Source organism: Leptospira bourretii (assembly GCF_004770145.1).
Taxonomy (GTDB): Bacteria; Spirochaetota; Leptospiria; order Leptospirales; family Leptospiraceae; genus Leptospira_A; species Leptospira_A bourretii.
Map to the genome: position 1 here is coordinate 1 of NZ_RQFW01000020.1, position 12,209 is coordinate 12,209.

Annotated in this window: 13 protein-coding genes; all 13 read left to right on the forward strand. The window is 32.0% G+C overall.

The annotated features are described in order from the left end of the window. The first annotated feature begins 85 nt into the window (after positions 1-85). Positions 86-526, forward strand: coding sequence for a hypothetical protein (locus tag EHQ47_RS17090; protein WP_135777685.1), 441 nt, complete (start codon positions 86-88; stop codon positions 524-526). A 6-nt stretch (positions 527-532) separates the two neighbouring features. Then, on the forward strand, positions 533-895 hold the full coding sequence (locus tag EHQ47_RS17095) for a DUF2750 domain-containing protein (protein WP_135749456.1): 363 nt from the start codon (positions 533-535) through the stop codon (positions 893-895). Between the two features lie 713 nt (positions 896-1,608). Next, positions 1,609-2,658 carry a hypothetical protein gene (locus EHQ47_RS17100; RefSeq protein WP_135777686.1) on the forward strand — a complete coding sequence of 350 codons (1,050 nt, stop codon included), beginning with the start codon at positions 1,609-1,611 and terminating at the stop codon, positions 2,656-2,658. A gap of 190 nt (positions 2,659-2,848) precedes the next feature. Then, on the forward strand, positions 2,849-3,904 hold the full coding sequence (locus EHQ47_RS17105) for a GTP pyrophosphokinase (protein WP_135777687.1): 1,056 nt from the start codon (positions 2,849-2,851) through the stop codon (positions 3,902-3,904). Between the two features lie 175 nt (positions 3,905-4,079). Beyond that, positions 4,080-4,751, forward strand: coding sequence for a M24 family metallopeptidase (locus EHQ47_RS17110; protein ID WP_135777688.1), 672 nt, complete (start codon positions 4,080-4,082; stop codon positions 4,749-4,751). Between the two features lie 189 nt (positions 4,752-4,940). Continuing rightward, positions 4,941-5,906 carry a PDZ domain-containing protein gene (locus tag EHQ47_RS17115; protein ID WP_135777689.1) on the forward strand — a complete coding sequence of 322 codons (966 nt, stop codon included), beginning with the start codon at positions 4,941-4,943 and terminating at the stop codon, positions 5,904-5,906. A 200-nt stretch (positions 5,907-6,106) separates the two neighbouring features. Then, positions 6,107-6,664 (forward strand): TFIIB-type zinc ribbon-containing protein, encoded by a 558-nt coding sequence (locus tag EHQ47_RS17120; protein ID WP_167483311.1) that lies wholly within the window; start codon positions 6,107-6,109, stop codon positions 6,662-6,664. A 41-nt stretch (positions 6,665-6,705) separates the two neighbouring features. Then, on the forward strand, positions 6,706-7,056 hold the full coding sequence (locus tag EHQ47_RS17125; protein WP_135777691.1) for a hypothetical protein: 351 nt from the start codon (positions 6,706-6,708) through the stop codon (positions 7,054-7,056). Positions 7,057-7,347: 291 nt separating this feature from the next. Continuing rightward, positions 7,348-7,593 carry a CopG family ribbon-helix-helix protein gene (locus EHQ47_RS17130; RefSeq protein WP_135747115.1) on the forward strand — a complete coding sequence of 82 codons (246 nt, stop codon included), beginning with the start codon at positions 7,348-7,350 and terminating at the stop codon, positions 7,591-7,593. After that, positions 7,593-8,009, forward strand: a complete 417-nt coding sequence (locus EHQ47_RS17135; RefSeq protein WP_135777692.1) for a putative toxin-antitoxin system toxin component, PIN family — start codon at positions 7,593-7,595, stop codon at positions 8,007-8,009. The genes EHQ47_RS17130 and EHQ47_RS17135 overlap by 1 nt, the downstream gene beginning before the upstream one ends. Before the next feature lie 822 nt (positions 8,010-8,831). Continuing rightward, entirely contained in the window at positions 8,832-9,575 is a 744-nt protein-coding gene (locus tag EHQ47_RS17145) for a hypothetical protein (RefSeq protein ID WP_135777693.1), read from the forward strand. A gap of 436 nt (positions 9,576-10,011) precedes the next feature. After that, positions 10,012-10,494, forward strand: coding sequence for a hypothetical protein (locus EHQ47_RS17150; RefSeq protein WP_167483312.1), 483 nt, complete (start codon positions 10,012-10,014; stop codon positions 10,492-10,494). Positions 10,495-10,710: 216 nt separating this feature from the next. After that, complete coding sequence (locus EHQ47_RS19765) at positions 10,711-11,973, forward strand: hypothetical protein (RefSeq protein WP_208727455.1); 1,263 nt, start codon at positions 10,711-10,713, stop codon at positions 11,971-11,973. Positions 11,974-12,209: the final 236 nt, after the last annotated feature.

Consider the following 12,209-nt stretch of genomic DNA (forward strand, 5'->3'; position numbering starts at 1 on the left):
AAGCGTCGTTCCAGTCCCTAACGTCCCGTCGGGACTCAGGGCCAGCCTACGTCGGTTAGTCTAGTTCGTTATGCGCAATAAAAAAATGAATTATACAATTGAACCTAAACAATCAAATAAATTAAAGAAAGAAAAAATCTTTTTGATCAGTTTTATCGTTCTATATTGCATTATCTCTTTAATTTCAGGAATTTCTTTTCTAATAAAAAATGAACAAGCCAATGGAATTATAGAATTAACACTGACAGCGTTATTATCTATTTCAATTTTTAAAATTAATAGAAATATTTTTTTCAAAATTATAATATTAGTCTTCCTATTGATTCATGAACTTATATTACTATCAGCTTTTATCGCTTTTCTATTTATTTCAGAAGGGTTTCCATATAAATCTGCCAATTTGTTTTTCATTGAATATACTGACCATTTAAGAATGGGGTTTTTCTACTATTTTGTATTACTTTTTATAACTACATACTCTCTCTATATTACTTTACATGTGAAAATTGAAAAAAGTAGTATATGAACTAGTATGTCTATTAATTCCATCAATTATCATAGCTTTTATAAAGAAGTAGTAAAAAACAAATCAGTCTATAGTATAAAGGACGAAAGTGGCTTTCCTACACCAATCAGCGAAAACGGAAAAAGAGCCATGCCGTTCTGGTCTTCTGAAAAAAGAGCAATGAACATCATTTCCAACTCCAAGAATTATTCGAAATTTCAAATCGAAAAAATTCCCTTAAATTTATTTTTGAATAACTGGCTTACTGGTTTGATTAAAGATGACTTAATGATAGGAATAAACTGGTCAGGAAGCAAAGCGACGGGTTTCGATCTTAACCCAAAAGATGTGTTATATAATTTCAATGAGCTTTTAAAACAAAAAAATTGAAATTACTTATATATATATGAGGTAATTTAGTAAGTTTTTACTGCGCATAACAGCATGTAAACGCTGCGCTTCGGCACTTTCGGCCTCGCTTGGTCTGCGACACATTCCCCTTCTGGCATTCGCTCGCATACGCAAGCTACATGCCAGTCCCTAACGTCCCGCTGGGACTCAGGGTCGGGGAACGTCGTTTACACTAATTCGTTAATTGCAATGTCCAAGAAAAAAGAATTTAAGATATTTTTGTTTCAAATTTTCGCTGAATGTTTTTATTCAATGCGTGTGAAAAGAGAAATGAGAAAGACGAAGAATTAAGAAAAGAAAAAATCAAAGATATTTATTAAGGCTTAGTTTCTTTTAACGTCTTTCTCATTATTTACATTCATTGACTATTTTCTTGCACAGTTCTGTTTTATTTTGCATTGTTTGGGATATTCACGCGAAAATTGATTTAAGAAATTATGAAAAAATATTTTTAAGAAAATTCAATTAACTTTTTTACTTTCCTATTTCAATTTTTTCCTATTCATTGGACACTGCAATTAACAGCGACTAACCGCTTCACTTCGGGACTTACGCCCTCGCTCGGTCTGCGACACATAGGCTTCTGGCACTCCCCTTGCATCCGCAAGTGTCGTGGCCAGTCCCTAACGTCCCGTTCCGGGACTCAGGGCCAGCCTACGTCGGTTAGTCTAGTTCGTTATGCGTAATTAAAAATGAACTCATTTGAAAAATTTTTAAACAAAAATCAGGAACTTTTTTACCAATACCACGACTGTAAAATTATATATCTAGATTTAAACTACTGGATAGATTTCATAAAATTTGTAAACAATATAGAAGTTAGGAAAGGAATACCTGAACTTTACAAAATTATATTAGATAATGTCGAAAAAAAGAGAGCCATCACACTAATTTCAGATATTCATATAAGAGAAAATTTTAAGAAAAAAAAATACAATAAATATAGTAGTTTAATTCAAATATTCCAAAAGTTTTCAAAAAACTTCTGCATTATTCCTATGATTGAGAGAGAATTAAATGAGTTAAAGTATGCAGTATTATTTACTAAAGGAAAATTAATTGATTTTCAAGAAAGAAGGAAGTCAATATATACTAAACCCATTTTTGCATACCAAGCAAACTTCCCAAATTTCAACGAATTTGAAAATAAAGAAGAACTAGAGAATTCTTACTTAAATTTTAGCTGGGAAAAAAGTCTTACAGATATATTTCTAAATCCAGAAATGGATCTCGGGAAATTTCAGAATATCGAAGATCATGAAGAAGAAGTTTTCAATATTTTGACAACGGGAAAAGCAGAAAACCTAAATGATTCAAATTCATTTGACGAGCTATTAGGAAAAGAAATATTTGGCTCACTTGATTTCTATACCGAATATATTCCTACGGCATTAAGGAATCTTGGACAGAAAGAAGATGAATTAAAATCAGAAACTATAGCTATCCGTAACCATATTTTTTACATCTTGCATAAAGAAAAAAAATTCAACCTATTTCCTACCGTATCAATTGGAGCGGGCATCCATAGTCTAATTAGATGGAATAAACAAATGGAATATCAAAAAAGTTTAAGCTTTGATATCCTCCACTCTAAAGTTGCAATACCATATTCGGATATCTTCCTTACAGATGGACACATTTCAAGTTTGATAAATAATAAACAATTAAAAATGATTAATAACTTTAACTGCAAAGTGACTTCCGATCCGGAAATAGCTATAGAGCTACTATCTCATTTTTAACTACGCATAACAGCGACTAACCGCTTCACTTCGGGACTGGCGCCCTCGTTCGGTCTACGACACATAGGCTTCTGGCACTCCTCTTGCTTACGCAAGCGTCGTTCCAGTCCCTAACGTCCCGTTCGGGACTCAGGGCACAGCCTACGTCGGTTAGTCTAGTTCGTTATACGCCATGTTTTAAAAGGAATTTATGAAAGAAATTATCGAAGAATATTTACAAAATTACAAAATAATTGAAGCAAATACAAAAATCACTTTTGAATTAATCAATCAATTAATGAACCCATTAAAAATTCATGCTCTATCTTATAGAATCAAAGAGCGAAATTCAATTGAGAAAAAAATCATTGAAAAAAATAAATACAATACTTTAGAAGATATTACAGATATAATTGGGATCAGAATTATAACAAATTTAAATTCAGATGTTGATCAAGTGTATAAGATCATCAAAGAAAACTTTGCAATCGACGAAACTAATTCAATCGACAAAAGAAACAAAAAGTATAATGAATTTGGATACAAATCACTTCACGTAGTATTCTCCCATAAAAAAGAACGCGAAATATTACCCGAATACAAAAATTGCAATAAATACAAGTATGAAATACAAATTAGAACAATTTTACAGCATGCTTGGTCTGAAATCGAACACGATTTGGGATATAAAAGTGACTTACAAATTCCAGATGAATACAAACGTACATTCTATAAAATTTCTATGTTACTTGAATATGCTGACGATGAATTTGAAAAAATAAATTATCAAATACGTGAATATAGAAAACAAATCCCTATAGCAAATTTAACAATTACCAATGAAATTCCCATAAACAATGAAACATTAAAGGCTTATTTACAAGAGAATAAAAACATACAAAAAATTTTGGAACATATTTCAAATTTAGGATACGAAACAGATAATACTTGGAATATCCACATAAATTTAGGCGATTTGGCAGATAGGCTATCTTTTATAGAAATAAACTCTATTAAAAAATTAGACGATTTAATCATAAAATACGAAAAATTAATACCATTATGTCTAAAAGAATTCAATACACACTTTACATTAAAAGGATACTTTGGTCTATCTGCTCCCATATTTTATTTGGTCTATATACTCATTGCAAATAGAGGTAATGATTTTATAAATGAATTTACTAACAAATTCAATAAAGCCAATTCAAAAGTCTTAGATGGATTAGAAAGTATAAGAAATTTTATTCAAAAACACGGCGTATAACAGCGACTAACCGCTTCACTTCGGGACTTGCGCCCTCGTTCGGTCTGCGACACATAGGCTTTTGTCACTCCTCTTGCTTGCGCAAGCGTCGTGCCAATCCCTAACGTCCCGTACGGGACTCAGGGTCAGCCTACGTCGGTTAGTCTAGTTCGTTATACGCAAGCAAGAAAATTCAATGGTAACATTAGAAAATATAAAAGAAGTTCAGAATATTGCTAAACGAACTATAAAACACGTTCAATTAGAGACGAAAGAAGGTATGAGTGAGCTTGATATCAAAATGATCGCCGAATCTTTCATGATAGCAAATGGAATAGATAGGTTTTGGTATTATGATATTGGTGCATTTGTTCTTACGGGAAATCGGTCCCTACTTTCAATCTCTGGAAAAGATTACGTTCCCTCCAAAGTTAAAGTGAAAAATGGAGATGTTGTTACTATTGATTTAAGTCCTGTATTAAATAATACTTGGGGTGATTACGCTAGAACTTTTTACTTCGGTAATCCTAACAATGATATAAACGAATCTTTAATTTTCATAAAAAAACTTCATTCCAAATTTATCGAAATTTATAACCCTAACTTACCCATTTCAACTCTTCACAAAGAAATATATAACACGATTCAGAATAATAATTTTAAATCTTTAGATTTTAGAAATAATTTTGGACACTCAATAGAAGAAGATATAAAATCAAGGAAATGGTTCGACTCTAATAATAATGAAATTTTCTCTACATTCAAATTCTTTACTTTCGAGCCTCATATCAAGAAAGTCGGAGCTAATTACGGAATTAAACACGAAAACATTTACTATTTCGATGGAACTAAATTAATCGAGGTATAATCTTGCCAGCGTATAACAGCATGGAAACGCTGCGCTTCGGCACTTACGGCCTCGCTTGGGCTACGCCACATTCCCTTTCTGTCACTCGTTTGCATCCGCAAACTCCGTGCCAGTCCCTAACGTCCCGTTTCGGGACTCAGGGTCAGGGAACGTCGTCTCCACTAGTTCGTTATACGTCATTTGGAACCTATGAACATAAAAATATTTTTTATATTAATTTTAGCCACTGCAACTTTCACAGTTCAATCTCAAACCAATAACCCAGATTCATTGTATACTCAAACAATATTCTTTGAGTATAGTAATGGAAAAATCCGATCTATTGAAGCCTTAATTATATCTCCAAATGGACATCTTGTAGTTAACGATTTCTTGATTAATGATCATAAAAAAATTTATACCATTGATGCTGATAATAACGAAACACAAAATATTATATTTATCGCTAATGACGACTCAACAGGAATCGCAATACTTAAAACAGAGAAAAATTCAACTAATTATTACAACCTTTCTGAAACAATAAGCGACAAAAACCCAAATAATCTCTATGTAAAATTACCTAATAAAGATACAATAACAGCAAAATTCATTAAAACTGATTGCATTAAATTCAGAGAATCAGATATTTTTACTTCTTCATTTTCACATGAAAAATCTTTTATAAAATGTGGTGAAATTATAAATGTTTTTTTCGATAATGATGGGAACAGATACAAGTTCATAAACGAAAACAATAACTTTATGTCAGATATACAAAATGGAATTATTAGAAATGATCAAAACTTCCCTTTAGGAATTGTACAATCTGCATTTTTATCTAATTCATCAATTATTTTGAGTTATATTTCTTTAAATGATATCTCAAATGTAACTGAAAGAATTATTAAAACGGGTAAAATGAAACGCCCAAGACTGTATATTGGTTTGAAAAACAAAAACAACGTTCCTATAGTTGAAATGATAAAACCAAATTCTCCTGTTTTTAAAGCAGGTCTGCTACCTGGTGATCATATAGTTTCCATTAATGAATTTCCATTAAATAAGCCTGAAGATTTACCTAAAATTCTAGATAATTTTCAACCAGGAAATAATGTAACAATATCAATTGAAAGAAATGGCATAATAATTAAAATCGATGTTGTTTTGGATTAACAATATTCTCCAAACGACGTATAACAGCGGGGAAACGCTTCACTTCGGCACTGCCGGCCTCGTTCGGGCTACGCCACATTCCCTTTCTGTCACTCGTTTGCATTCGCAAACTACGTGCCAGTCCCTAACGTCCCGTTCCGGGACTCAGGGTCAGGGAACGTCGTCTCCCCTAGTTCGTTATGCGTAATTTGTTAAATATTATGGAAAAATGCCAAAAATGTAACCTAGAACTTAACCCAATAAAAACTAATTATGGGAAATTAATAATCTGTAATAGTTGTTTTGGGCATTACTATTCTGAAAATACACTAGAATTACTATTTAACGATTCTAACTGGAAGAAAGAAAAAGAAATTTCAAAAATTATAATTTCAAAACTAGAATGTCCTAAATGTAAAAACAAAATGCGATTACATAGATTTTCTAAAAAATACAATTCAGTGGAAATTGACATTTGTTCCAGTTGCAAAATTCTTTGGCTTGATTATAATGAAATCGAAGAATTAAAACTTAATACAATAGAAAATCGAAAATTTATAAACAATGGTAAAAATAAAATTTCTGAGTCTGAAATAAACTTTATCTTAAATATAACTAAATTGAATGCAAAATTAAAAGAAGCAAAAACTCTAAATAAAATCAATGACGAAGCTATTAAACTTTCAAAAACACGTCTTTACAATAGTGATCTAAATGCAAGCGTGTTTAATGCCTTTGATGTAGTATCATATTTTAAAACAATTTTTAAAAAAGAGTAAACACGCTAAGGCAAATTAAATAAATTTATAAACAATCTACCTTGAATATCAATTATTTAACAATAAAAGTTTTAGACATCAATAATTCTAGAGAACTTTACGAATCATTTGGCTTGATACTTACTTTAGAAAAACACGGAAATGGACCAGAGCATTACAGCATTCATTTTGAAAATTTTATTCTTGAAATATATCCTTGGAATAAATCAGAAAAGCCAAATTTTAATACAATTAGACTTGGTTTCTCCGTTTCAAATATTTTAGATTATCTTTATAAAATTGAAAGTATATGTAAGAAATTCTCTCTTAACTTCAAATTTACACCAGATTTGAGAAAGATTGAAATTAAAGATTTCGAAGATAGGACAATAGAAATATCCGAATCGGAATAACTCAACTTACAAATCAACAAACTACGCATAACAGCGGCTACTCACTTCGCTTCGGCACTACGGCCTCGCTTGGGCTGCGCCACATTTCCCTTCTGGCATTCGCCTTGCTTACGCAAGCTACATGCCAGTCCCTAACGTCCCATTCGGGACTCAGGGTCGGGAAACGTCGAGTAGCCTAGTTCGTTATGCGAACATTGCGGGGAAGAATCGCCACATCCGTGTGGCGTTTTTAAGAAATCTAAAAAAATATCGATTTGACAAATATACAAATTTTGTATATTCTGGAAAATTATGAATCAGACAGTAAATATCTCTTTCGAAAAGGCACTTTTAAAAGAAATTGATAAAATTGCAAAAAGAGAACATAGATCCAGATCTGAATTGATTCGTGAAGCTGCAAGGACTTACATTGAGAAAAAATCTAAGTGGCAAGCTATCTTCGATTTCGGCTCTAAATCTGTAGAAAAATCAAATCTCACAGAAGCTGACATTTTTGGAGAAATTAAAGCTGTTAGAAGAAATAAAAAAGCTTCTTAATGTTTAAAGTTCTCTTAGATACAAACATTTACATTTCTGCGATTTTATTTAATGGAAAACCTAAGCTAGTTCTTCAAGATTTAGTCGATGAAGTTTTTGTTGGGTATATTTCAAATGAAATTCTCGATGAAATTGAAGAAACTTTAACTAAACCTAAGTTTAAACTTCCAAATGATTTTATTCAGTTCACTATTGAAGAAATCAGAAATGTGACCACTATTATTAAAAATAAACCTCTGAAAGATTATTTAAATTTAAGAGACAGATATGATTTTCATATTTTAGAAACTGCTTTTTCAGCAAATGTAGATTTCATAATTACTGGAGACAAAGACCTTCTTATTCTTGAAAAAATAAAAGGTTTAAAAATCATTACGCCTGATGAATATTTAAGAATCAAAGAGGAACTTAGCTAAGATTGCGACATCCGTGTCGCTCCCCGCAACGTCGCATAACAGCATGTTACCGCTACGCTTCGGCACAAGGCCTCGCTCGGCCTGCGGCAAATTCCCCTTCTGGCATTCGCCTGCATACGCAAGCTACATGCCAGTCCCTAACGTCCCGCCGGGACTCAGGGTCGGGGAACTTCGGTAACATTAGTTCGTTATTTGCAATGTCCGAAAATTGAGTTAAAGAAACTGTTTGAAGAAGTTTTTTTACAAAAGAGAAGACAAAGAAAAAAAAAATAAGATACTTAAAAGAAATATCTGATTACGTTTCAAATTTCTTAGCATTTACGCTATTAATCAGCATAATTACTTAATTACTTAAAAATTAAGAGGGGCTATTTATTGAATATTCTATCTGGTGGAAACGTATTCAAGTTAAACTCATTATTTAAGTGCTATTAATATTACTAAAGCAAATTGAACTCCATACTTTGAATCGATAAATTATTTAAGTTATTTTAAAAAAGAAAAGAAAAGAAAAGAAAAGAAAAGAAAAGAGTAAGAAATAAGATAAAAGAAAGATTTGAAGAAAAGAAATTTCGATAAAATGATCCATCACTTTTCTATTATTATCTCTTCTCTAATTCGAACACTGCAAATAACAGCGCCTTAACGCTTCGCTTCGGGACTTACGCCCTCGCTCGGTCTGCGACACATAGGCTTCTGGCACTCCCCTTGCATCCGCAAGCGTCGTGGCCAGTCCCTAACGTCCCGTTCCGGGACTCAGGGTCAGCCTACGTCGTTAAGGCTAGTTCGTTATGCGCAAGAGGCTAAAATAAATCTTATTTCATGAAAATTTGTAAACTTTGTAAAAAAGAAAAAGAACTAATTAACAAATCCCATATATTACCAGAATTCCTCTATAAAAATATATATGATAATAAACACAGATATTTAGAGATTAATTATAAAAAGGATGGCTATCATAAAAGTAGCTATAAACAGAAAGGAAATTATGAATCAGACATTTTCTGCAAGGAATGTGATGGTGGAATAATCAGCAAGGAAGAGAAATATATAAAAGAAAACTTTTACGAAAATATTAGAAAAAATATTACTCAATTAAGTAAAATATCTCCAAATGGATTAACAAGTGAAATTATTATCGATCTACAAAGACTAAAAAGATTTTGGCTATTTAATTTATATCGAATGAGTCTTTCAAATTTGCATTTTTATAAATATATAAACTTAAGAAACAAAGAAGAGTCATTAAGAAAAAATTTATACGAAAATCACGTTTTCAAAAGAAATGAATATCCAGTTTTCATAGCAATTTGTTTACCGCAAAAAAAAGATGGTCCAGAAAAATTAATATTTATGCCTAAAATTATAAGAAGCAGAGAAAATGGCTACCAATGTGTATTCTATATTAATGGGATTCTGCACATAATTCAAATATCAGGGCATAATCCAGATGATAATTTTTTAAATAAATGGGATTATGAAAATTCTAAATTCAACTTCTCATATTTTCCTGAATCTGAATTTTACTTATATGCAAATGTAATGAGTGGATTAAAAATATATTAAAATAGCCTCCAGCGCATAACAGCGGGGAAACGCTGCGCTTCGGCACTTACGGCCTCGCTTGGGCTGCACCACATTCCTCTCCGTCACGCTTTCTTGCGATCGCAAGAAGCGCGCCGACGCTAACGCCTACGACGTAGGCTCAGCTACGAGGAACGTCGTCTCCACTAGTTCGTTAGCCGCAATGTTTTAAAAAATACTAATTTTATAAAACATTGAGCTGGATTACTCAGAAAATCTTTCGAAGCCAAAAATATGATTTCCATTAAATTATCAATATAAAATAAATTTGGAAATACTTTGGATTGAAAAACTAAAATTTCACTTTAAAACCTTTATTAAACAACAAAAATATAAATCTTAATTCTTTTAATTGTTAAGTTGATTGAAAACGCACAGAAAACCGCATTGAACACAAAACAAGGAAGTCAAAAAAATCATGATGAATAAAATACTTAGAATTTCCACTCTCTTAATTATGATATCTTGCAATAAAACAAATTTTGAATTACCTTACATAAAAAGGGATTTAGACCTTACTAAGAAAACATTTCAATGCTTTACAGAATTATCAAGCACTGCTTTTACACCAGTACCGTCACATGAAACCGAAAAAATAAAAAGTATTTCAATAAGCAAGACAGACAAAATCACTTTCAGCTTTTACGCTGATTTACAAAAAAATGACATACTTGTATCATATCAAGGTAGTGAAAATAAAATTAGTTTAATTGGATATGATACCGGAGAGGATGCAAGAATAGTCCTATATGAAGATTTACAAAGAAAAAACAAAAATTCAAATAATGGATTGTTTCAGATTTATATAATAACTGCAAAAGGAGATTTTATATTCTTTCAAAATAAAATATCTGCTTTTTCAGGCTACGTTTCAGGAATTAATACTGGCTACTGTGAATAAAAATTCGAACGTTCAAAAAAAAAAGAAAACACTGCGGCTAACAGCGACTAACCGCTTCACTTCGGGACTGGCGCCCTCGTTCGGTCTGCGACACATAGGCTTTTGTCACTCCTCTTGCTTGCGCAAGCGTCGTGCCAATCCCTAACGTCCCGTCCGAGACTCAGGGCCAGCCTACGTCGGTTAGTCTAGTTCGTTATGCGAAATGGAGAAAATAATATGAAAACAATTGATTTAGAATTAAATGTAACCCGCGGAACGTATTTACCTGCAGCCCTTAAACTTATTTTGAATACGGATGCAAATCTAGAAAATCTCATTGGTTCTGAATTTGAAGAGATATATATTCACGAATTTACTCATTTTATTCAAGATATTTCAACAATCTATGGATTAACAAATTTTATATTGAATTTAGATGACTTGGCTTCAAGAGCACAGGAAATATACAAATTTCATGATGGTTCCAAAATAACAAGACCCGTTCAAATGGAACTAAATTCAAATACAAGGATAAATCGATTACTTTTTAAAGAGTACTTCGGACAGAGTTTAAAGAAAGGTGATATTAATTCATCATCAAATTGGTATATAACGATAGAAAAAAAAATTATCGAAGGTGTAATTTCCTTAAACTCTATAAAGGTAAAAGTGGAAGAAGTAGAATTTAAATTAGGCGCTTTCCATATGATGGAAAGTATGGCCTATGAAATTCAAAAATTCATTTATAATAGTAATTCAAAATCACCAGAAATCCCATATTGTGTCGTAAGGAATATACTAAAGAAAAATGTTAAGCATAATTTAGATACATTAGATATTATCTCAATTTGCGATGCGAGCCTACTTTCATTTCATCCTTCGGAAGCATTGTATTCTCTTATTATAGATTTAAATAAGCTCGAAAGTAAACCAGATCTAAAATGGTATTATGAATATGTAGAAGATGGAATGAATACAGCAATCGAAATTGATGGTCAAAATAATTTTAAAAATATATCAGATAAAGTCTCTGAAGTAATAGAATACCTCAATAAAATTATACCAGATCCTAATTTGAAAGATCAAAAACAATGGCTAATCAATAAACTTATAAAACTAAAAGACAAGAGATTAAATGAATCCGATTTTCTCGCTACTATTCTAAAATCCGAAAATCCGAGACTAGCCTTTTTAGAATTTATAGCCGAAATAGGTTCTCCAGTAATATTCAATTCTAATGGATTTGGATTTACTATTGAAAAAAACGAAAAGATACAAGATGCATCTGTTTATTGGTCATCAATAATTGAAATAATCAGAATCTTTTATGGAAACTCTGATTGTTCTTTAGTGGAATTTTGTAAGAATAATTTAATTGAAGGTAAACCAAATGAATACTGTAATTTATCGCCCTGGAATAGAACAACTGTATTTCCACACTGCTATTTTGCAAAATTTTGGAAGTTTTGGAAATTTGAAAAATATGATTGGAATCACTAAATTTCTCCACTTCGCATAACAGCACCTTCCCGCTACGTTTCGGCACAAGGCCTCACTCGGCCTACGGCAAATTCCCTTCCGGCACGCTTCTTGCTCCGCAAGAAGTCGCGCCGACGCCAACGCCTACTACGTAGGCTCGGCTACAGGGAACTTCGGGAAGGCTAGTTCGTTAATTGCAATGTCCAAGAAAAAAGAATTTAAGATATTTTTGTTTCAAATTTTCGCTGAATATTTTT